The sequence below is a fragment of the Burkholderia cenocepacia genome (assembly GCF_900446215.1).
GTDB lineage: Bacteria > Pseudomonadota > Gammaproteobacteria > Burkholderiales > Burkholderiaceae > Burkholderia > Burkholderia cenocepacia.
Genome location: NZ_UAQZ01000013.1, coordinates 704,681 through 724,244, shown reverse-complemented (window position 1 = coordinate 724,244; position 19,564 = coordinate 704,681). Strand labels below are relative to the sequence as shown.

The 19,564-nt window shown below is 68.6% G+C and carries 22 protein-coding genes; 6 read left to right on the top strand and 16 right to left on the bottom strand.

What is annotated here, in order from left to right:
• Positions 1-21: 21 nt before the first annotated feature.
• From DTA15_RS25915 to DTA15_RS25895, 5 genes are all read right to left on the bottom strand, one after another.
• Positions 22-606, bottom strand: a complete 585-nt coding sequence (locus DTA15_RS25915) for a thiamine phosphate synthase (RefSeq protein WP_034178569.1) — start codon at positions 604-606, stop codon at positions 22-24.
• Between the two features lie 22 nt (positions 607-628).
• Positions 629-1,972, bottom strand: coding sequence for a hemolysin family protein (locus DTA15_RS25910; RefSeq protein WP_006486244.1), 1,344 nt, complete (start codon positions 1,970-1,972; stop codon positions 629-631).
• A 76-nt stretch (positions 1,973-2,048) separates the two neighbouring features.
• Entirely contained in the window at positions 2,049-2,828 is a 780-nt protein-coding gene (locus tag DTA15_RS25905; RefSeq protein ID WP_006493112.1) for a sensor histidine kinase, read from the bottom strand.
• Positions 2,829-2,895: 67 nt separating this feature from the next.
• On the bottom strand, positions 2,896-3,819 hold the full coding sequence (locus DTA15_RS25900; RefSeq protein WP_006487555.1) for a DMT family transporter: 924 nt from the start codon (positions 3,817-3,819) through the stop codon (positions 2,896-2,898).
• 37 nt (positions 3,820-3,856) lie between these two features.
• On the bottom strand, positions 3,857-4,714 hold the full coding sequence (locus DTA15_RS25895; protein WP_012493188.1) for a LysR family transcriptional regulator: 858 nt from the start codon (positions 4,712-4,714) through the stop codon (positions 3,857-3,859).
• A gap of 113 nt (positions 4,715-4,827) precedes the next feature.
• Between DTA15_RS25895 and DTA15_RS25890 the strand changes: the two genes are divergently transcribed.
• The 3 genes from DTA15_RS25890 to DTA15_RS25880 all read left to right on the top strand — a co-directional run bounded on the left by DTA15_RS25890 (position 4,828) and on the right by DTA15_RS25880 (position 7,866).
• A complete protein-coding gene (locus DTA15_RS25890; RefSeq protein ID WP_006486465.1) occupies positions 4,828-5,211 on the top strand; it encodes a tautomerase family protein in 384 nt (127 codons plus the stop codon).
• Between the two features lie 139 nt (positions 5,212-5,350).
• Positions 5,351-6,976 carry a CHAD domain-containing protein gene (locus DTA15_RS25885; RefSeq protein ID WP_006486423.1) on the top strand — a complete coding sequence of 542 codons (1,626 nt, stop codon included), beginning with the start codon at positions 5,351-5,353 and terminating at the stop codon, positions 6,974-6,976.
• A 53-nt stretch (positions 6,977-7,029) separates the two neighbouring features.
• The gene (locus tag DTA15_RS25880) at positions 7,030-7,866 is read left to right on the top strand and encodes a TOBE domain-containing protein (protein ID WP_034178523.1); all 837 of its coding nucleotides are present in this window, start codon (positions 7,030-7,032) and stop codon (positions 7,864-7,866) included.
• A 174-nt stretch (positions 7,867-8,040) separates the two neighbouring features.
• On the opposite strand, the gene DTA15_RS25875 is transcribed toward DTA15_RS25880, so the two are convergent.
• From DTA15_RS25875 to DTA15_RS25860, 4 genes are all read right to left on the bottom strand, one after another.
• Entirely contained in the window at positions 8,041-8,742 is a 702-nt protein-coding gene (locus tag DTA15_RS25875) for a sulfate/molybdate ABC transporter ATP-binding protein (protein ID WP_006486467.1), read from the bottom strand.
• Between the two features lie 64 nt (positions 8,743-8,806).
• The gene (gene modB, locus DTA15_RS25870; RefSeq protein WP_006486472.1) at positions 8,807-9,484 is read right to left on the bottom strand and encodes a molybdate ABC transporter permease subunit; all 678 of its coding nucleotides are present in this window, start codon (positions 9,482-9,484) and stop codon (positions 8,807-8,809) included.
• Positions 9,485-9,494: 10 nt separating this feature from the next.
• Positions 9,495-10,289 carry a molybdate ABC transporter substrate-binding protein gene (gene modA, locus DTA15_RS25865; protein WP_006486460.1) on the bottom strand — a complete coding sequence of 265 codons (795 nt, stop codon included), beginning with the start codon at positions 10,287-10,289 and terminating at the stop codon, positions 9,495-9,497.
• A 137-nt stretch (positions 10,290-10,426) separates the two neighbouring features.
• Complete coding sequence (locus DTA15_RS25860) at positions 10,427-11,125, bottom strand: phosphatase PAP2 family protein (protein ID WP_006486432.1); 699 nt, start codon at positions 11,123-11,125, stop codon at positions 10,427-10,429.
• A gap of 254 nt (positions 11,126-11,379) precedes the next feature.
• Between DTA15_RS25860 and DTA15_RS25855 the strand changes: the two genes are divergently transcribed.
• Positions 11,380-12,489 (top strand): extracellular catalytic domain type 1 short-chain-length polyhydroxyalkanoate depolymerase, encoded by a 1,110-nt coding sequence (locus DTA15_RS25855; protein ID WP_006486448.1) that lies wholly within the window; start codon positions 11,380-11,382, stop codon positions 12,487-12,489.
• A gap of 80 nt (positions 12,490-12,569) precedes the next feature.
• Entirely contained in the window at positions 12,570-12,746 is a 177-nt protein-coding gene (locus DTA15_RS25850) for a DUF3563 family protein (protein WP_006486452.1), read from the top strand.
• Positions 12,747-12,855: 109 nt separating this feature from the next.
• Here the strand turns inward: DTA15_RS25850 and DTA15_RS25845 are convergent, their stop codons facing one another.
• The 5 genes from DTA15_RS25845 to DTA15_RS25825 all read right to left on the bottom strand — a co-directional run bounded on the left by DTA15_RS25845 (position 12,856) and on the right by DTA15_RS25825 (position 16,362).
• Positions 12,856-13,275, bottom strand: a complete 420-nt coding sequence (locus tag DTA15_RS25845; protein ID WP_006486430.1) for an organic hydroperoxide resistance protein — start codon at positions 13,273-13,275, stop codon at positions 12,856-12,858.
• A 154-nt stretch (positions 13,276-13,429) separates the two neighbouring features.
• Positions 13,430-13,882 carry a MarR family winged helix-turn-helix transcriptional regulator gene (locus DTA15_RS25840; RefSeq protein ID WP_006486455.1) on the bottom strand — a complete coding sequence of 151 codons (453 nt, stop codon included), beginning with the start codon at positions 13,880-13,882 and terminating at the stop codon, positions 13,430-13,432.
• Between the two features lie 188 nt (positions 13,883-14,070).
• The gene (locus DTA15_RS25835; protein WP_006486425.1) at positions 14,071-14,880 is read right to left on the bottom strand and encodes a BPSS1780 family membrane protein; all 810 of its coding nucleotides are present in this window, start codon (positions 14,878-14,880) and stop codon (positions 14,071-14,073) included.
• On the bottom strand, positions 14,871-15,869 hold the full coding sequence (locus DTA15_RS25830; protein ID WP_006486428.1) for a homoserine kinase: 999 nt from the start codon (positions 15,867-15,869) through the stop codon (positions 14,871-14,873). Before DTA15_RS25830 ends, DTA15_RS25835 begins: the two co-directional genes overlap by 10 nt.
• 97 nt (positions 15,870-15,966) lie before the next feature.
• Positions 15,967-16,362, bottom strand: a complete 396-nt coding sequence (locus DTA15_RS25825; protein WP_006486478.1) for a hypothetical protein — start codon at positions 16,360-16,362, stop codon at positions 15,967-15,969.
• Positions 16,363-16,491: 129 nt separating this feature from the next.
• Here DTA15_RS25825 and DTA15_RS25820 point away from each other — a divergent pair, with 129 nt between their 5' ends.
• Entirely contained in the window at positions 16,492-18,018 is a 1,527-nt protein-coding gene (locus DTA15_RS25820) for an AMP nucleosidase (protein ID WP_012493190.1), read from the top strand.
• A gap of 114 nt (positions 18,019-18,132) precedes the next feature.
• Here the strand turns inward: DTA15_RS25820 and DTA15_RS25815 are convergent, their stop codons facing one another.
• On the bottom strand, positions 18,133-18,423 hold the full coding sequence (locus DTA15_RS25815; protein WP_006486461.1) for a hypothetical protein: 291 nt from the start codon (positions 18,421-18,423) through the stop codon (positions 18,133-18,135).
• Positions 18,424-18,804: 381 nt separating this feature from the next.
• Positions 18,805-19,563 carry an LOG family protein gene (locus tag DTA15_RS25810; protein WP_006486470.1) on the bottom strand — a complete coding sequence of 253 codons (759 nt, stop codon included), beginning with the start codon at positions 19,561-19,563 and terminating at the stop codon, positions 18,805-18,807.
• Position 19,564 lies beyond the last annotated feature (1 nt).

The window sequence follows — 19,564 nt, the reverse complement described above, 5'->3', positions numbered from 1 at the left end:
GCGCGCCCGGAAGGCCCCGAATTACCAGAACCCGCGAATCCCCGCGATGCCGTACGCGCCATGACGGCGCGCGTCGTCGAGATGCGCGCGCGTCATGCCGCCGAGCGCGAACACGGGCATCGCGGCCTGGGCGGCCAGCGTATCGAATCGCGCCCAGCCGAGCGTCGGCGCGCCGGGGTGGCTGAGCGTCGGCAGCACCGGCGAAAGCGTGACGAAATCCGCGCCGGCCTGTGCGGCCAGCAGCAGGTCGTCTTGCGAGTGGCACGCGGCGGATACCCACCGGTCGGCCGGCAGCGGCCGCTGCGTGACGCCGCGCAAGGCGGCGCCGTCCAGATGCCAGCCGGCGCCGTCGAGCCGCATCACGCCGGCTGCGTCGATCGGGCCGTTCAGCATCAGGTGCGCACCGGCGGCGTCGCAGCGCGCGAGCGCCGCGGCGGCCAGCGCCGCGAACGCGGCCGCGTCGAGCGATTTCACGCGCAGTTGCACGAGCGTTTCGCCGCGCGCGAGCACGGCCGACAGCCGGTCGAGAAACGCGGCCCGATCGGCCGCCGACGCGGACGCCGGTTCCGGCGTGATCACGCAGCAGCGCGGCAGCGGCGCGTTCATCGTGCGCCGCAACGCGCGGCCGTCATTCGTCGGCCTCTTTCGCGATCTTCGGATAGACGCGCACGAGCACGATGCGCGGCCCGTTCATCTTCTTCACGACGACGTCGAAGCGGTCGAACGACACGCGCTGCCCTTCGGTCGGCAGGTCGCTCAACGCCTGGATCACGAGGCCGCCGACCGATTCCGCGCGGCCTTCGTCGATGTCGATGCCGAGCGCCTGCTCGAGCGACACGACGGGCAGGCTGCCCTTGCCCATCAGCGTGCCGTCGTCGAGGCGGCTCCAGTCCGCATCGCCCTGGCGGAACTCGTCGTGGATCTGGCCGACCAGCGCGCCGAGCAGGTTGTCGAGCGTCAGGAAGCCGATCGGCTTCTCGCCCTTGTTGCCGACCAGCGCGAAGTGCGGGGCGCCCTTGCGGAAGCGGCGGAACAGCTCCAGCGCCGGCGTGTCGGGCTTCACGTACTGAACCGGGCGCACGTAGTCGGACAGATCGTCGAGCGCGGCGCCCGCGTGACGCGCGAGCAGCAGGTCCTTCAGGTGGATCAGCCCGCTCACCTGTTCGCGCGACGCATCCTCGAACAGCGGATAGCGGCTGAAACGGTGCCGCGCGACGATCTCCATGTTGTCGGGCAGCGGCAGGTCGCGCCGCAGGCCGATCATTTCATGGGCCGGCCGCATCAGGTCCGACACGGTCATCGACGAAAAATCGAGCGAATGCGCGAGCGTGTTCCATTCGTCGTTGCTGTACGTGCCGCGCGCCGGCTGGGCCGCATTGCCGGCCGCGCTGCGGCGGCTGCGCAGGATCAGCTTCAGCTCGTCGGTCGAATAGTGCGCGTCGCCGCCGTGGTCGGCCGACAGCCCCGCGAGCCGCAGCACCGCGTTGGCGCTGGTATTGAGCACCCAGATCGCCGGATACATCGCCCAGTAGAACGCGTAGAGCGGCAGCGCGACCCACAGGCCGACCTTCTCCGACTGGCGGATCGCCATCGATTTCGGCGCCAGTTCGCCGACGACGATGTGCAGGAACGAGATCAGCGAGAACGCGAACACCAGCGAGATCAGATGCACGACGCGTTCGGACTGCACGCCGATCAGGTCGAGCAGCGGGCCGATCAGTTGCGCGAACGCCGGTTCGCCGACCCAGCCGAGGCCGAGCGACGCGAGCGTGATGCCGAGCTGGCACGCGGAAAGATACGCATCGAGCCGGCCGTGGACGACGGCGAGGATGCGCCCGCGCAGGCCGTGCTTGCGGGCGAGGGTCTTGACGCGCGTCGCGCGGAGTTTGACGAGGCCGAATTCGGCCGCAACGAAGAACCCGTTCAGGGCCACCAGGAACAACGCGCCGATGAGCGCGAAGATCTGTAACAAAGAATCGCTCCGGTTATGACAGGCCCATCAGTATAGAGCCAGAAAGGAATTCGTAATGTATCGGGCGACCGCTTGCTTACACCGGCGCCTCGCAGGGAATCGAGAAGGTGATCGTGGCGGTCGCGCCGTCGGCGAACACGTCGTGCGTGAACGTGCCGCCGTGCGCCAGGGCGACGCGCTGGCACAGCGCGAGTGTCCACGCGCTGCGTTTCGCGTCGCGCTCGCGCAGCATTTCGCGCCGCGCGAACGATTCGAACGCGTGCGGTTGTTCCGGGTCGACGAGTACGTCGGCGTTCACCGTGCAGGTGGCGCGCGCGGTGAACTGCGCGCCGTCGCGCGTGCACGCGAACGCGACGCGGCTGCCCGCGGCGCTGGCCTCGACGGCCGTCGTCAGCAGGGTCCACAGCGCCTGCGCGACGCGTTCGCGGTCGACCGTGAGCGACGGCTCGCCGTCCGGCAGCGTCGCGTCGAGCGCGACCTGGCGTGCGTCGGCGAGCGCGACACGCACGAGCGCGATCGTGTCGTCGAGCAGCGCACGCAGCGCGAACGGCCGCGGCGCGAGCGCGAGCGTGCGCGTTTCCGCGCGCGGCGCGTCGAGCACGCCGTCGATCAGCGCGACCTGCTGGTCGATGCCGGTGCGGATGCCCGCGAGCGCGCGCTGCAGGTTCGGATCGGCATTGGCGAGCTGGCGCTCGAGCACGTAGGCCCAGCTGTGCATCGCATTCAGCGGGCTGCGCAGGTCGTGCGACGCGGTGGAGAGCGCCTGGTCGCGCAGGAACAGCGCCGCCTGGGCGGCGTAGTGCGCTGCGCGTTCGCGCAGCAGGTCGGCGGCGGGATCGACGGAAGTGGACGTCACGGAGCAGGCCTGTCGGAAGCGGTTGGCGTGAAAGTCACGCGAATCGCCATTATAGGGACGGTGGGCGTCACGCCGGCAGCGCGTCCTCGTCCTTTTTCCGTGCGTCGCCGTTCGGCAGCAACTGGCACGCGAGCAGGCCGGCGAGCATCAGTGCGCAGCCGACCAGCGCGCGCAGCGTCAGCGTTTCGCCGAGCGCGGCCCAACCGGCGATCGCCGCGAACACGCCTTCCATGCTGAAGATCACGGCCGCGTGCGCGGGCGCCGCGTCGCGTTGCGCGACGACCTGCAGCGTATAGCCGACCCCGACCGACAGCAGCCCGCCGTACAGCAACGTCGGCAGTGCGCCGCGCAGCATCGCGACGCTGACCGGTTCGACGGCCAGCCCGACCGCGAGACACGCGACGCCGCACACGACGAACTGCAGGAACGCGAGCACGAGGGGATCGTGACGTTTCGCGAGATGGCCGACCGCCATCACGTGCGCGGCGATGATGACGGCGCCCGCGAGCTGGAACCAGTCGCCGTAGAGCACCGAGAAGTGCTCGTCGATGCTGAGGAAATACAGGCCGATCGCGGCCAGCAACGCGCCGAACCACGTGCCCGCGCCGATCCGGTGGCGCGCGAACACGCCCATCAGCGGCACGATCACGACGTACAGCGAGCTGATGAAGCCGGCGTTGGCGATCCGCGTGTATTGCAGGCCGAACTGCTGCAGCGAGATCGACACCGCGAGCAGCCCGCCGAGCGCGACACCCGGCAGCAGCAAAGCCGGTTCGCGCCGGATCGCCGCGAGCTGCGCGCGCGACGCGGTATTGACCGTCAGCAGCGGCACCAGCACGAGCGCGCCGAGCAGGAACCGCAGCCCCGTGAACAGGAACGGCCCGATCACGTCGAGGCTCAGGCGTTGCGCGACGAAAGCGGAACCCCAGATCGCGGCGGCGCCGAGCATCAGCAGGTTGGCGCGGAGGTGCTTGCGGGCTTCGGGCTTCATCGGAATTCGTCTGGAGATTGCGGCGGAGCCCGCTAGTTTACGCCGAGATTGCAAGACTGTCGGCGAACCTGCGCAACGCGGCCGCGGCGCGGGCGTCGCGTACGCGCGAATACAGCACGACCTGCGATTGCGGCAGCGGCGGCAGCCCGAATTTCGCGCCGACGTCGACCAGCGTGCGCGGCGCGACGCGGCGCGCGAGCGGGCACACGGCCAGCCCTGCCGCGGCGGCGGCCGTGACCGCCGCGACCCCGCCGCCCGTGAAGCGCTCGCGCCACGGCAGCCCCGCGCGGTCGAGCGCGCGCAGCGCGGCGGCCCGCACGCCGCACGGGCCGGCCAGCACCGCGAGCGGCAGCGGCTCGCCGGCGCGCGGCGCCCAGTCGGGCGCGGCGAGCCAGGTCAGCGGCTCGGTGAACAGCAGCGTGCCGTCGTCGCGCGGCGGATCTTCGCCGGGCTCGTGGCGGACGATCACCGCGTCGAACCGCCGTTCGTCGTATTGCGGCAGCAGGCTCGTCGACGCCCCGAGATGCATTTCCAGCGACAGGCCCGGATCCTGCCGGTGCAGGCTCGTGAGCACGGCCGGCAGGTCGGGCACCGCGACGTGCTCGCTGACGCCGAGCGACAGGCGCACCGTGCCGGTCGAGATCGCGCCGAGCGCATGTTCGTGCGCGTCGAGCAGCGCGCGGGCGGCCGGCAGGAAATTCTCACCGTCGGCGGCCAGCTTGACGACGCGCGGCGTGCGCGCCAGCAGCGGCTTGCCGAGATGCGCCTCCAGCCGCTTCAGCTTCAGGCTGACGGCCGATTGGGTGGTGCCGAGCGCATCGGCGGCGCGCGTGAAGCTGGCGAGGTCGGCGACCAGCACGAACGCGCGGACGGCATCGAGATCGAGTACTTTCATTTCAAATGAAAATGAATGAAATATTGATCAATGACTGTTCATTATAAGTTGGCGCGCCTAACCTGACGCTGTGTTTTCGTTCTTCAACGTCACTCACCGACAGGAGCAGCACCATGCCATTCACCCGTATCGCCGTACGCGAAGGCAAACCGGCCGCCTACCGCAGGGCCCTCGTCGACGGCGTGCACCGCGCGCTGATGCACACGTTCAACGTGCCGGAGGACGACATCTTCATGGTCGTGACCGAGCATGCGGCCGAGAACTTCGTGTTCGGCCGTCACTACTACGATATCGAGCGCAGCGACGACCTCGTGATGATCCAGATCACCGCGAACAACACGCGCACGCTCGAGCAGAAGCGGGCGCTGTACCGGACGATCGCCGAGAACCTCGCGCAGCAGCCCGGCGTGCGACAGGAAGACGTATTCATCAGTCTGGTCGAAGTGCTGAAGGAGGACTGGTCGTTCGGCAACGGCATCGCGCAATACGCGGTCTGACGTGCCGGCTTGACCTGCCACAGGGCGGCGGGGCCGGATCGACGCCTGCGCGTTTGGGCGGCGTGTACTATGGAAGCTGCTTCACGAGCGACGCCGGCGCGGTCGATGCGCCGGCGGTCCTTCATGTGCAGGAGCCTCCATGTCGCGTGTGCTGGAAATCGTGTTGTCGCTGTCGCTGGAAGGGTGGCCGGTCAAGGGCGCGAGCCGCGCCCGGGGCGCGCAGCGCGAGTTCGGCGCCGAACTCGTGCGCGCGTGGCGGATCTGCCCGCAGGTCCGGATGCGGCGCGGCCACGAGCGCGTGACGATCGAGCCGTGCCAGATCGAGGAGGCCGAGCGGAGCCCCGGCGCGAACTGGTGGACCTGGGTCGAATCGAACGCGCACGGCACGCGGATCGTCGCCTCGCGCACGCAGACGTTCGCTCCCGGCGTCACGCAGCGTGAACTGTTCGACGCGGAGCACGCGGGGATCGTCGTCGCGACGCCGCTGCCGATACCCGCGACACGTACCGCAGCCGAGGCCGAGGCTGATGCGGCGGCCGCCGAAACCGGCGGCGTTGCACCGGACACCGACGAAGCGCGCGCCCAGGCGGCGGCGCTGCGCATCGTCAGCGAGCGGCGGCACGGGCGCTGGGCCGACGACAGCGGCGTCGTGGTCGAGATGACGCTCGACGACATCACGCTGCACGGCGGCGGCGAGCCGCCGCGCCGCTACGTCGAGCTGCGCCTGGCCGCGCCCGACTGGGAAACCGTCGCCGCGCGCACGGCCGCGCTGCATGCGCTGTTTGCCGCGGCGCGCGAACTGAGCGGCGCGTGGCCCGCCTTCGTGCAACTGACGAGCGTGATCGACCGCGCCTGTGCGGGCGGACCGGTGGCCGCCGTGCTGGTCAAGGCGCAGTCCGTCGATCTGACTGGCATCCGCACGCAGCGCGCCGCGTTGTTCGCGCTGTCCGGCGACATCACCGCGCAATGGCTCGGCAACGAATGCGGCGTGCTCGAGCGCGACGATCCCGAATTCGTGCACCAGATGCGCGTCGCGCTGCGCCGCCTGCGCACGCTGATGCGCTTCTTCCCGCGCTTTACCGACGATCAATGGAAGGACACGCTCGGCGTCGACCTGCGCTGGCTCGCCGCGCTGCTCGGCACGGTGCGCGATTGGGACGTGTTCGCGACCGAGAGCCTGCCCGCGTTGATCGCGGCCGACGGCGGCGGCGGCGACTGGGACGGCACGCTCGACGCCGCCCGCGCGCAGTCGATGGCCGCGCGCGTCGAGCTGCGCCAGGCGCTGCATTCGGCCCGCTATGCGCGGCTGACGCTCGGCTGGCTCGAATGGCTGAGCGCGCTCGCGCTGCCGGCGGCCGACGGCGACGACGCACCGTCGCTGCGGCGTCACGCGACCAAGCGCGTGCGGCGGCTGTTCGGTCATCTCTATGGATCGCCGTCGCTCACGTCGCTCGACACGGCGGCACGCCATCAGGTGCGGATCGACGCGAAGCGGCTGCGCTACGCGCTCGAATTCTTCGCGTCGCTCGCGTCGCGCCGCACGCGCAACGAGACGGTCAAGACGCTCACGCGCGTGCAGAGCGTGCTCGGCGAAGCGAACGACGCGATGGTTGCGCTGCACCATCTTGAGCAACTCGCGGCGCCGCCGTATCAGCTCGGTTTCGTGCGCGGCTACGGCGCCGCGCTCGAACAGCGCGCGGCGCGCGACGCCGAGACGCTGCTGGCCAGCCTGCGGCCGCCGAAGCTCGACGGCAAGCCGGGCTGAGCGCTGCGCGCCGACCCTATAATGGCCGCCCGTTTCCCGCACGCATGCCGATGATGACCGACGCTCCGCATTCCTCCTCGTCCGCCGAACCGCTCGAACTGGGCGGCGAGCTGTGGCTGCGCGCCGGCGACCAGACGCTCGGCGGCGCGACGCGCATCGCGTTGCTCGCGGCGATCGGCGACACCGGTTCGATCACGCGCGCGGCGAAGGCCGTCGGCCTCAGCTACAAGGCCGCGTGGGATGCGGTCGACACGATGAACAATCTCGCCGGCGAACCGCTCGTCGCGCGTTCGACGGGTGGCAAGGGCGGTGGCGGCACGACGCTGACGCCGCGCGCGACGTCGCTGATCGCCGCATTCCGCACGATCGAGCGCGAGCATCGCCGCTTCATCGAGGCCGCGAGCGCGGCCGTGGCCGGCTTCGACGTCGACTGGGCGCTGATCGGCCGGATCGGGATGAAGACCAGCGCGCGCAACCAGTTGTTCGGCAAGGTCGCGTCGATCGTGCGCGGCACCGTCAACGACGAGGTGACGCTTGCGTTGCCCGGCGGACAGTCGGTCGTCGCCGTGCTGACGCACGAAAGCGCCGACGCGCTGGGGCTGCGGGAAGGGGCGGACGCGTGCGCGCTGGTGAAGGCGTCGTGGGTCGTGCTCGCGGTCGACGATGGCGGGCCCGATCTGAAAGTGTCCGCACGCAACCGGCTGCACGGCAGCGTCGACGTCGTCGCTGCGGGCGCGGTGAACAGCGAGGTGACGCTCGCGCTCGACGGCGGCGGGACGCTGACGGCCGTCGTGACCAACGACAGCGTCGATGCGTTGCAGCTCGACGCCGGCCGGCGCGCGATCGCGCTGTTCAAGGCGTCGAGCGTGATCCTGGCGGTGACGGGCTGACCCGGCCGCCCGCGCGGCTCCCGGGGCCGGCGTGCGGTGACGGCGCGAAGCCGGTGCCGCGTTCGTCCGCATCGCACCGGCTTCGTGTCCGCTTTCAGCATGTGCCGCGCTGCGGCGTCTCTCAGGCTCCAACGTGGCGACCGGCGCCACGCTCACGACCATGGCGTCGCGCGTTCAGGTGACGCGCGTCGGCCACTCGGCGTGCGGCGGGCTCGCCTGCACGCGTCCTTCGCTCAACTGCACGACCTGGTCGCCGAACGCGGCGACGTCGTCGGGGTCGTGGGAGATCAGCACCATCGGGATGTCGAGCCGCGCCTGCAGTTCGGCGAGCTCGTGGCGCATGCGCTGGCGCATCGCGCCGTCGAGCGCCGCGAACGGTTCGTCGAGCAGCAGGATGCGCGGCTGCGCGACCAGCGCACGCGCGAGCGCCACGCGCTGCTTCTGCCCGCCTGACAACTGCGACGGATATTGCCCCGCGAGCGCTTCGAGGTCGAACGCGCGCAGCCAGTACGCGACCTCCGGCGGCACCGTCTTCGCGCGCGGGTTGCGCAGCCCGGACGTGAGCCCGAACGCGATGTTCTGCCGCACGTTCAGATGCGGGAACAGCGCGTAGTCCTGGAACAGGTACGCGACCCGGCGTTCGCGGGTCGGCACGTCGATGCGGCGCGCGGCGTCGAACAGCGGCTCGCCGTTCAGCGTGATCGTGCCCGCGTCGGGCGTCAGCAGCCCGGCGATCGCCTGCAGCGTCATGCTCTTGCCCGCGCCCGACGGTCCGAACAGCACGACGCGCTGCGTCGTCGCGGTGAACGACATGTCGAGCGTGAAGCGCCGCTCGGCGTTCGCGTAGGTCTTGCGGATGTCGACGACGAGGCTCATGCGGGCCTCCGCCGCGGCAGGCCGCTAGCCGGACGGCGCCGGCGATACGGATGGAACAGGTGCGTCATGTCAGCTGGCTCCGCCGGGCGCGCGACGGCACGAGCCAGCCGGTCGCGAGCAGCACGAGCACGCAGGTGATCGACGTCACCAGCACGAGGAAATTGGCCGTGTTGTCGTCGCCGGCCTGCACGGCCGCGTAGATCGCGACCGACAGCGTCTGCGTGCGGCCGGGCAGGTTGCCCGCGATCATCAGCGTCGCGCCGAATTCGCCGAGCGCGCGCGCGAACGCGAGCAGCGCGCCCGCGAGAATCCCGCGCGTGGCGAGCGGCAGCGTCACGCGGAAGAACACCGCGACTTCGCCGAGCCCGAGCGTGCGCGCGGCGCGCTCGAGATGCGGGTCGACGCCTTCGAACGCCGCGCGCGCCGATTTCAGGATCAGCGGAAACGCGACGACCATCGACGCGATCACCGCACCTTGCCATGTGAACACCAGCTCGATGCCGAGCGTGTCGAGCCACGCGCCGAACACGCCGCGCCGGCCGAGCAGCACGAGCAGGTAATAGCCCAGCACCGTCGGCGGCAGCACGAGCGGCAGCGTCAGCACGGAGTCGACGACGTCGCGCAACGGCGAGCGCCAGCGCGCGAGCACGAACGCGGCCGCGACGCCGAGCACGATGTCGAGCGCGGTCGCCCAGCCGGCGACCTTCAGTGACAGCAGCAGCGGGACCCAGGCGTCTTGCATCGCGAGTCGCTCACTTGGCGGGCTTGAAGCCGAACGTCGACAGCACGGCCTGGCCCTGGGACGACGCGACGAAATCGATGAACGACTGCGCCTGCGCGGCGTGGCGGCTGTCCTTGACCACGGCGATCGGGTAGGTGATGGCCGTCCGGGTCGGCACCGTCAGCGCGACCTTCACGCGGCCCGGCATGATCGCGGCGTCGGTGCCGAACACGAAGCCCGCGTCGACCTCGCCGCGGGCGACGTAGTCGAGGCTCTGGCGCACGTTGGCGGCCAGCACGCCCTTCGCGCTGACCGCATCCCACACGCCGGCCGCGCGCAGCGCGCCCTCGGTGTAGCGGCCGACCGGCACCGAGGCCGGGTCGCCGTACGCGATGCGTTTCACGCCGGGCGCGGTCAGGTCGTTCAGCGACGTCGGCGCGGCCGCGTGGCTGTCCGCCGGCACGATCAGCACCAGCGAGTTCGCCGCGAAATCGCGGCGCGTGCCGGGCACGATCACCTTTTCGTTCACCGCGCGATCCATCGCCTTCTGGTCGGCCGACGCGAACACGTCGGCCGGCGCGCCCTTGGCGATCTGCTGCATCAGCACGTCCGATGCGCCGAAGTTGAACAGCACCTTGGTGTCCGGATGCTGCTTCTCGTACGCGTCGCCGACGGCCTTGAATGCGTTCGTCAGGCTGGCGGCGGCTGACACGACCAGTTCGTCGGCGGCGGAAGCGGGCGCGCTGAACGCGAACCCGGCGGCAAGCGTGGCGATCGGCAGCAGGCGAAGCAGGGTGCGGCGAAGCGGACGGACGGTTGAGCGCATGGTGGATTCGTTTCGAATGGGTGGAAACCGTAATCGTAATATAGGGCGGGTTATAACGCTCGACATACTGTTCATGCGACGGTGCGCATGAAATGGTCAGACGTGAAAAGGGGCGGGCGTGACGGCCGGGCCGCCGGTCACGTGTGAAGCGTGCGCGGCGCCGATTCGGTGCGCTGCAGCGACGACGGCTGCGACGCGGGATGGTAGTTCGGGTTGGCCTTCCAGCGCGCGCGGACGAACGGGCGCTCGTGGCCCGACAGTTGCAGCGCGACCTTGGTGACCCAGCGATGCGACGGCACCGTGATGCCGTGCAGCGCCACGGTGACGAGCGCGAGGCTCGCGACGACCGCGGGCACCGACCAGCGGTGCGGCACCGCGCGCCACGAGCCGGCGATGAACGCGAGCGCGGCGATCGCGCCGACGATGCAGCCGGTGATCGATTCGGACGGCGAATGCGCGTCGAGCGCGACGCGCGACACGCCCACCGCGATGCCGGCCGCCAGGCCGAGCGCGATGCCGGCGATCCGCACCGGCGTGCGCGTGCGGATCAGCGCAAGGAAAATCGCGACCGGATACACCGACGTCGACAGCATCGCATGGCCGCTGAACCCGGTGAAATCCCACGCACGAATGCCGATGCCCCAGCCGAGGAACGCGATCTTGGTGAGCGCCACCACGCCGATCGCGGCCGCGAGCACGCCGAGCCATGCGGCCGCGCGCTGCCACGAGTAGCCGAGCGCGAGCCAGACGGCAATCGTGATCGCGAGCGGCAAGGTCAGGCCGGCGCCGCCGAACGCGGTGATCGTGATCCACAGGTGAGAGGACAGGTCGAACATCGGAGACGAACGAAGGCGGGGAGGATGCTTAAATCAACGCGCGAGCCGGGAAGAACGACTACAACGGATACAAGCGGCGAAACCCCAGTATAGCGCCGCGTCCGCATGAGGCCCGTTTTTTGCGCCGCCGGGAACTATCGGCGCGCAGGAAAAATCCCAGAAACAATGTTATGGTGCATTGCACAAAGTCGAACGATGCACCCGTTGTGGTGCCTTCATGGCGCCCCTATTTTTCCTGACTGCGAGCCCGATCGATGACCAAAAGTCTGACCAAGGTATGGCTGGGCGGCATGAAACGCATGCTGTCTCCGGCCGCCAAGCGCGCGGCACGCGATGCGCAGCGCATCACACGCGACGCACTCGAGGCCGCCACCTCTTCCGCCGTATCCGATCTGTCCCCGCCACGCGAATCGCGCGTGCGGCCGCGCGCGGCCGCGTGGGCTGCGGGCGAATGGACGCGCGGCGAGCATCCGATGGCGCCCGCGCTCGGCCGCCTCGTCCAGAATCTCGCGTACGGGCTCTACGTGCCGCCCGGCCGCCGACGCGGCGCGATGCCGCTCGTCGTGATGCTGCACGGTTGCCAGCAGTCGGTCGACGAATTCGCGCAGGGCACGCGGATGAACCTGCTGGCCGACAAGCACGGCTTCGCGGTGCTGTATCCGGAACAGTCGCTGCGCGCGCACGCGCACGGCTGCTGGCACTGGTATGAGGACACCGACCGCGCGGGGCGCGGCGAGGCGAATGCGGTGGTGTCGCTGGTCGACGCGCTGGTCGACGAACACGGCTTCGACGCGTCGCGCGTCTACGTGGCGGGGCTGTCGGCCGGCGCCGGTCTGGCGTCGCTTCTTGCACTGCACCATCCGGACCGTTTCGCGGCGGTCGCATTGCACTCGGGGCCGGCGCTGGGCGAGGCGAATTCCGGCATCACCGCGATGGACGTGATGCGGCGCGGCCTGCGGCAAAACCCGGCCGCGGCGGTCGATGCGCTGGTCGAGGGCGGCGCGTATCCGGGCATGCCCGCGCTGATCGTCCAGGGCGACGGCGATCATGTCGTCGCGCCGAAGAATGCCGATCAACTGACCGTGCAGTTCATGCGTCTGAACGGGCTCGCCGACAGCCGCGGCGCGCTGCGCGGCGGCGAACGGGTCGAGACGCGCGAAACGGGCGCCCAGATCACCGATGTGTGCCGCGACGGCGAGCCGGTGGTGCGGCTGTGCCATGTGAAAGGGCTCGATCACGCATGGGCCGGCGGCGACGAAGCCGTGCCGTTTCATGCGGCAGTCGGCCCCGACGCAAGCGCGATGATCTGGGCCTTTTTCGAAGCCAATCAGCGCACTGTGGCGACCGAACGACGCATCGTTTGATCGACGCTGGTCAAAGACTAGGGTTTTCCCTATAATTCGGGAAAACCCTAGTCCAGAACCTTTGAATAGCGAGATCGAACATGTACCTGCTGAGCCACCTCTTCCTGATGCTGACCAAGAACGCTGAAAAGGCCGCGAAAGAGCGCACCGACGCGTACCTGGCCGAAGCCACCGACATCTACGACCTCGAATTCCGCATGCGCAAGATCGATCGCGACGCGGCGCTGAACCGCCCGTATTCGATCGGCGCGCGCTAAGCGGCGCACGCGGGCCTGGCGGCCCGCCATTTCGACGAATCGCGCAAAAGGGCGCGTGCGGCATGTGCCGCACGCGCCCTTTTTGTATTTTTCCTGGCCCTGCGTCGCGTCAGACGACCGCCAGGCGCACCGGCACGTTGTTGCGCGTGGCGTTCGAGTACGGGCACACGTGGTGCGCCTTGTCGACCAGCGCCTGCGCGTCGGCCTTGTCGAGCCCCGGCAGCGACACGCGCAGTTCGATGTCGAGCCCGAAGCCGCCAGCGTCGTTCGGGCCGATGCCCACTTCCGCCGTGACCTGCGTATCGGCCGGCAGTGTCTGCTTGTTCTGGCCCGCGACGAATTTCATCGCACTCAGGAAACAGGCCGAGTAACCTGCGGCAAACAGTTGCTCCGGATTCGTGCCTTCCGCGCCCGTGCCGCCGAGTTCGCGCGGCGCGGCCAGCTTCACTTCCAGCTTGTGGTCGGCGGATACCGCGCGGCCGTCGCGGCCGCCCGTGCTCGTGGCGCTGGTCTTGTACAGAATGTTCATCGTGCAGCTCTTGTCGGGAAGAGGGAGAAAAGCGGTCCGGTCAGACGGGTGTCGCCGGCCACGAGTGAAATATAGAGCACAAATCATTAGTGTGCAAATGAAATTTTGAAGAAAAACCCGGCAGCGCCGGGCGAGGTCGTCTGCGCTTGGCGCGTCAGCGTTCGTTGGCCGCCGACAATGCGTCGCGCAACTGCTGGAGATCGGCGCGCAGCCGGATCAGGAATTCGGGCGTTTGCTGCATCGCGCAAAAGAGCTCGGCGGGCACCGAGCGCGCGCGATCCTTCAGCGCACGGCCGGCCGACGTCACACGCACGTTGACGACGCGTTCGTCAGCCGCGCTGCGCGCGCGCTCGACGTAGCCGAGCGCTTCCAGCCGCTTCAGCAGCGGCGTGACCGTGGCGGGATCGAGGTCGAGCCGCGCGGCGATGTCCTTCACGGCCATGTCGTCGCGCTCCCACAGCACGAGCATCGCGAGATATTGGGGATAGGTTAGCGACAGCTTGTCGAGCAGCGGCTTGTACGCCTTCGTCATCGCGTGCGAAGTCGCGTAAAGCGCGAAGCACAATTGCTCGTCGAGCGTCTGGGGCAGCGGGGGCAGGCGATCCATGGTTCGGGAAGCGCGGCGGATGCGCGAACGATTTGTACGCAAATTATTTTGCGCGCAAAAGATTCGATTGAACAGGGGTGGCCGGAGGAAGGCGAGACGCGAAAAGGGATCAGAAGAAGCGCGCCGGGCGACGACCCGGCGCGAAACAGTGCGACGGCGGCCGACATGCGCCGGCCGAAAGAGCGGGTTCAGCGGCCGGACATCGTCGTCGGCGCGCCCGGCTCCTGCACGCCGAAGCAGCCGCGATAGGTCGCGTAGAACGAGCAGTACAGCATCGTGACGATGATGATCGTCACCGGCATCATGATCGTCAGCGCATACGCGCCGGCGCCGAGCGCCTGCAGCAGCAGCGACAGCGCGAGCGACGTGCCGAGCGCGACGGCGAACCACAGCACGCCGTATACGACGAACGCGCCGCGATTGCGCCAGCAGCTGACGACGCTGAAGAACAGCGCCTTCGCGGGCGGGACGTCATGCCATGCGACCAGCACCGGCGCGAACCAGAACAGCATCGCGACCGGCAGATAGAGCAGCGTCGCGAAGAACAGCGCGCCGAGCGTGCCTTGCGCGGCGAGCGTCTCGGGCGTCGTGTTCGCTTCGTCGGCCGCGCCCATCATCACGTGGAACAGCGCGCCGCCGTCCACGAACGACGAAGCGGCGAACACCAGCACCATCGACGCGACGTAGATCACGCCGAGCGCGAGCAGCCGCTGGGTCGCGACGGTGCCGTACGAGCGAAAGCCGTCGACGAGGATCGTCGGCATCACGGTCTTGCCGGCCACGGTGTCGCGGCACGCGGCCATGAAGCCGACCGCGATGCCGGGAATGAACACCAGCGGCAGCGCGGAGCCGATCACCGGCACCATCGACACCAGCGTGATGGCGAGCAGGTACGTGAAGAACAGCGTGATGAACGCGAGCGGATTCCGGCGGAACAGCCAGATGCCTTGACGGAACCAGACATAGCCCGTTTTCGCGGGCACTTCGATCAGTTGCATGCGGTTTGGATCTCGGGTAGCGCGGGCGTATGCGCGATACGCTCGCGCAGGATGCGTTCGAAATGGCCGGGGTCGTGCGGCTTGAGCATCTCGGCCGCGCGCGGCAGGTAGAAATCGTACAGGCGCGACACCCAGAAGCGGTACGCACCGGCGCGCAGCATGTCGCTCCAGTGGCGACGTTCCTCGGCCGTGAACGGCCGGACGGTCTGGTACGCGCGCAGCAGCGCATCGGCGCGCGCGACGTCGAGCACGCCGGTCGCGAGGTCGACGCACCAGTCGTTGACGGTCACCGCGACATCGAACAGCCACTTGTCGCAGCCCGCGAAGTAGAAGTCGAAGAAGCCGCCGAGGCGTACGTCGTGACCGGTGCCGGGCGCCGCGTGCGCGAACAGCACGTTGTCGCGGAACAGGTCGCAATGGCACGGCCCGGCCGGCAGCGCCGCATAGTCGTCCGACGCGAAGAAGCCGGCCTGGTGGGCGAGCTCGCCTTCGAGCAGCGTGCGTTGCGCGTCCGTGATGAACGGCACGATGGCCGGTACGTTCTCTTGCCACCACGGCAGGCTGCGCAGGTTCGGCTGGCTGCGCGGATAGTCGCGGCCCGCGAGGTGCAGGCGCGCGAGCATCTGTCCGACCTCGATGCAGTGTTCGACCCCCGGCGCGAGTTCGGCCGCGCCGTCGAGCTTCGTGACGATCGCGGCCGGCTTGCCGTGCAGTTCGCCGAACAGCGCGCCGTCGTCACGCGGGATCGGGTCCGGGACCGGCACGCCGTGGGCGGCCAGATGGCGCATCAGGTCGAGGTAGAACGGCAGCTGCTGCGCCGTCAGCTTTTCGAAGATCGTGAGGACGTATTCGCCGCGCGTCGTCGTCAGGAAGAAATTGCTGTTTTCGATACCGGACGGAATGCCGCGGAACGCAAGCACGTCGCCCAGTTCGTAGTGGCGCATCCATTGCGCGAGATCGGAGTCGGAAACAGCGGTGAAAACGGCCATGCGGGATGCGTCAGGTCAGGGTGTCGGCACGCGGGCGGCGTGCATCGCGACAACAGGTGAAGGGGCGGCGCGGCGCCCGGTGCGCCACGCCACGGAATCAGTAGCGCAGGTTCAGCGACGGCAGGCGCGTGATCGGGATGCCCGCATCGTGCGGCTTCGGCGACGTGTCGGGCGTCGAGCTCATCTGGTAGCGCGTGCCGAAGTTCGATTTCACGTCGATCTCGACCGGCTTGCCGCGGTCGCGGTACTCGGTGACTTCGGTGCCGTTCTTGCTCTTTTCGTGGAAGCTCGGCGTGCGGCGGATGTCGGCGAAGTCCACTTTCGACGTGACTTCGGCGCCCGGCCGGTTGATCTTGCGGAGATCGGGCAGGCCGGCGGCTTCGTTGGCCTCGGCCCGGGCCTGCGCGTCGGCGTCAGGCGTGCCGCCGGCGGCGTGAGCGACGCCGGCGGCGGCAAACGCGACGGCAGCGGCGACGAAAATGAGCGGCTTCATGATGAGTCTCCAGTGAACCTACCGATTTTAGCAAATACTGCGCGCCATCCGGCCCCTGCGTGCGCAGGGGCGGCCATAAGGGCGACCGGGTTCCGTGGTAATGTCGTCGGATCTGACGAGGTGATGAAAATGAAAAACGATTTGAGCCGCCGGCACCGTGTGCTGTCGCCCGAAAGCCCGTCGGTCGAGGCTTTCGACGATCCGGTCGCCGCCGTCGCGCGGCTGTCCGCCATTTACGACACGAATACGGGCTTCCTGCGCGATGCGTTCGCGCGCTATCGCCGCCACGAAGCGATTACCGAGCACGTGCGCGCGTGCTACCCGTTCGTGCGGATCCGGACCGACGTCAACACGCACGTCGATTCGCGCCGCTCGTACGGCTTCGTCGCGGGTCCCGGCGTATTCGAGACGACCGTCACGCGCCCCGATCTCTTCGCGAACTACTACCGCGAGCAACTGCGTCTGCTGTCGAAGAACCACCATGTCAAGATCGAGATCGGCGTGTCGTCGCAGCCGATTCCGATCCATTTCGCGTTTCCGGAAGGCATCCATCTCGAGGGCGAACTCGATCGCGACCGCCTGCTCGCGATGCGCGACATCTTCGACACGCCCGACCTGTCGTATCTCGATGACCGCATCGTCAACGGCACGTTCGAGCCGGCGCCGGGTGAGCCGCATCCGCTCGCGCTGTTCACGGCGGCCCGCGTCGACTTCTCGCTGCACCGGCTGCGTCACTACACGGCGACGTCGCCCACGCATTTCCAGAACTACGTGCTCTACACGAACTACCAGTTCTACATCGACGAGTTCGTGAAGCTCGGCCGCACGCTGATGACCGAAAGCGACGATCCCGAGGTGCGCGCGTACCGCAGCGAGTACAGCGCGTTCGTCGAGCCGGGCGACGTCGTCACGTACAACGCGAACCTCGGCAGCGAGCCGGCCGAGGGCACCGCGCCGCCGCGCCTGCCGCAGATGCCCGCGTATCACCTGAAGCGTGCGGACGGCAGCGGGATCACGATGGTCAACATCGGCGTCGGCCCGTCGAACGCGAAGACGATCACCGATCACATCGCGGTGCTGCGTCCGCACGCTTGGGTGATGCTCGGTCACTGCGCGGGGCTGCGCAACACGCAGCGCCTCGGCGACTACGTGCTCGCGCACGGTTACGTGCGGGAAGATCACGTGCTCGACGCCGACCTGCCGCTGTGGGTGCCGATTCCGGCGCTGGCCGAAGTGCAGCTCGCGCTCGAGCGCGGCGTGGCCGAGGTCACGCGGCTGGAGGGCGCGGAACTGAAGCGGGTGATGCGCACGGGCACGGTCGCGAGCGTCGACAACCGCAACTGGGAACTGCGCGACCATCGCGAGCCCGTGCAGCGGCTGTCGCAGAGCCGCGCGATCGCGCTCGACATGGAAAGCGCGACGATCGCAGCCAACGGCTTCCGCTTCCGGGTGCCGTACGGCACGTTGCTGTGCGTATCGGACAAGCCGCTGCACGGCGAGCTGAAACTGCCGGGCATGGCCGACACGTTCTATCGCGGGCAGGTCGATCAGCATCTGCAGATCGGCGTGAAAGCGATGGAGATCCTGCGCACGAACGGGCTCGACAAGCTGCATAGCCGCAAGCTGCGGAGCTTTGCGGAAGTGGCGTTTCAGTAACGCCACCGCGCAGCGGCATGCGCAACGACAAAGGCCGCACGCGAACCTTCGTTCGCGTGCGGCCTTCGTTTTTCTGCTTCCGCGTGCGGGCCTGACGGGCCTTCGCTCGGGCGCTCAGCACTCGCCCTTTTTCGCGTGTCCCGGCGGGCAGTGATAGCCGCCACGACCGCGATAGCGCTGGTGATCCTCCCACTCGCGGCGCTCCCAGTAGCGGCGGCCGTCCCAGTAGCGGTCGCCATGCCAGCCGACGATGATCGCCGGCGCCGGGGCGACCACGACGGGCGCGGGGGCGACGACGACCGGCGCGGGCGTGCCGATGTTGACGTCGACGTTGACGGCGTGAGCGAGGCCGGACAGCGAAAGGCCGAGGCCGGCAAAGGCGAGGGCGATCAGCGAGCGTTGCATGTTCTTTTCCGTGGTGTCGTGATGAATAGGCCGGCGCGACGCGATGGAAGCGAGGGGGACCGTTCCACCGGGGGAACGCCGCGCCGACACAATGCAGTGTGCTGCGGCACGACGGAAAAGGCGAGTCGTGATTATTACGGAGAATTGGCGGCGCGCAGGCACGCGATGGGCCCGCCGTTTGACATTGGCGGCCGGCTGGTGCGGCCGATCCCGCCGCATGGTGCCGCGCCGACTGCGGAGATTTGACATTCGACCGCGCGCGGCGGTGAACGGGTATTAACAGCGCGTTACAAAGTCACGCCCGGCGAGCCGCCGGAGCGCACTGTCTGTTGAATGAAAAGCACGACAGCCGGCGCTCGGCCGGCTGTCGTCACCGACCGGTTACAGATAGAACATCCGGTCTTCTTCCGGGCGCGGCGGATGATCCTCCTCGTCCGAACCTTCTTCCTCGCCGCTGTCCTCGTAGAACGCGAGCACCGCGTCGAGCACCTGGTCGGGGTCGTCGATCACCTGCATCAGATCCATGTCTTCCGGATTGATCAGGCCCATCGGAATCAGTTGATCGCGGAACCACTGCAGCAGCCCCTGCCAGAATTCGCTGCCGACGAGGATGATCGGCACGAGGCGCGATTTTTTCGTCTGGATCAGCGTGAGCACTTCGGACAGTTCGTCGAGCGTGCCGAAACCGCCCGGCATCACGATCACCGCATCCGAGTTCTTCACGAACGTGACCTTGCGCGTGAAGAAGTGGCGGAAGCGCAGCGAGATGTCCTGATAGTGGTTGCCGGCCTGCTCGTGCGGCAGCTCGATGTTCAGGCCGACCGACGGCGCCTTGCCGGCGTGCGCGCCCTTGTTCGCGGCTTCCATGATGCCGGGGCCGCCGCCGGAGATCACCGCGAAGCCGGCGTCCGACAGCTTGCGCGCGATCTGCGCGGCGAGCTTGTAGTGCGGGGTATCGGGTTTGAGGCGGGCAGAACCGTAGATGCTGACAGCCGGGCGGATCTCCGACAGGTACTCGGTCGCCTCGATAAACTCTGCCATAATCGTGAACATCTGCCACGATGCGCGCGCCTTCTTGGCCGTCGCGCGTTCTTGATCTGCGAGCGAACGCAGACTCGGAATCACTTTTCTCTTGTTCATA

What these genes read in the sequence shown, in the direction of transcription:
- DTA15_RS25915 (WP_034178569.1), bottom strand. Translation starts at nt 606, where the DNA reads ATGAACGCGCCGCTGCCGCGCTGCTGCGTGATCACGCCGGAACCGGCG.
- DTA15_RS25900 (WP_006487555.1), bottom strand. Translation starts at nt 3,819, where the DNA reads ATGAAGCCCGAAGCCCGCAAGCACCTCCGCGCCAACCTGCTGATGCTC.
- DTA15_RS25895 (WP_012493188.1), bottom strand. Translation starts at nt 4,714, where the DNA reads ATGAAAGTACTCGATCTCGATGCCGTCCGCGCGTTCGTGCTGGTCGCC.
- DTA15_RS25890 (WP_006486465.1), top strand. Translation starts at nt 4,828, where the DNA reads ATGCCATTCACCCGTATCGCCGTACGCGAAGGCAAACCGGCCGCCTAC.
- DTA15_RS25885 (WP_006486423.1), top strand. Translation starts at nt 5,351, where the DNA reads ATGTCGCGTGTGCTGGAAATCGTGTTGTCGCTGTCGCTGGAAGGGTGG.
- DTA15_RS25880 (WP_034178523.1), top strand. Translation starts at nt 7,030, where the DNA reads ATGACCGACGCTCCGCATTCCTCCTCGTCCGCCGAACCGCTCGAACTG.
- DTA15_RS25875 (WP_006486467.1), bottom strand. Translation starts at nt 8,742, where the DNA reads ATGAGCCTCGTCGTCGACATCCGCAAGACCTACGCGAACGCCGAGCGG.
- modB (WP_006486472.1), bottom strand. Translation starts at nt 9,484, where the DNA reads ATGCAAGACGCCTGGGTCCCGCTGCTGCTGTCACTGAAGGTCGCCGGC.
- modA (WP_006486460.1), bottom strand. Translation starts at nt 10,289, where the DNA reads ATGCGCTCAACCGTCCGTCCGCTTCGCCGCACCCTGCTTCGCCTGCTG.
- DTA15_RS25860 (WP_006486432.1), bottom strand. Translation starts at nt 11,125, where the DNA reads ATGTTCGACCTGTCCTCTCACCTGTGGATCACGATCACCGCGTTCGGC.
- DTA15_RS25855 (WP_006486448.1), top strand. Translation starts at nt 11,380, where the DNA reads ATGACCAAAAGTCTGACCAAGGTATGGCTGGGCGGCATGAAACGCATG.
- DTA15_RS25850 (WP_006486452.1), top strand. Translation starts at nt 12,570, where the DNA reads ATGTACCTGCTGAGCCACCTCTTCCTGATGCTGACCAAGAACGCTGAA.
- DTA15_RS25845 (WP_006486430.1), bottom strand. Translation starts at nt 13,275, where the DNA reads ATGAACATTCTGTACAAGACCAGCGCCACGAGCACGGGCGGCCGCGAC.
- DTA15_RS25840 (WP_006486455.1), bottom strand. Translation starts at nt 13,882, where the DNA reads ATGGATCGCCTGCCCCCGCTGCCCCAGACGCTCGACGAGCAATTGTGC.
- DTA15_RS25835 (WP_006486425.1), bottom strand. Translation starts at nt 14,880, where the DNA reads ATGCAACTGATCGAAGTGCCCGCGAAAACGGGCTATGTCTGGTTCCGT.
- DTA15_RS25830 (WP_006486428.1), bottom strand. Translation starts at nt 15,869, where the DNA reads ATGGCCGTTTTCACCGCTGTTTCCGACTCCGATCTCGCGCAATGGATG.
- DTA15_RS25825 (WP_006486478.1), bottom strand. Translation starts at nt 16,362, where the DNA reads ATGAAGCCGCTCATTTTCGTCGCCGCTGCCGTCGCGTTTGCCGCCGCC.
- DTA15_RS25820 (WP_012493190.1), top strand. Translation starts at nt 16,492, where the DNA reads ATGAAAAACGATTTGAGCCGCCGGCACCGTGTGCTGTCGCCCGAAAGC.
- DTA15_RS25815 (WP_006486461.1), bottom strand. Translation starts at nt 18,423, where the DNA reads ATGCAACGCTCGCTGATCGCCCTCGCCTTTGCCGGCCTCGGCCTTTCG.
- DTA15_RS25810 (WP_006486470.1), bottom strand. Translation starts at nt 19,563, where the DNA reads ATGAACAAGAGAAAAGTGATTCCGAGTCTGCGTTCGCTCGCAGATCAA.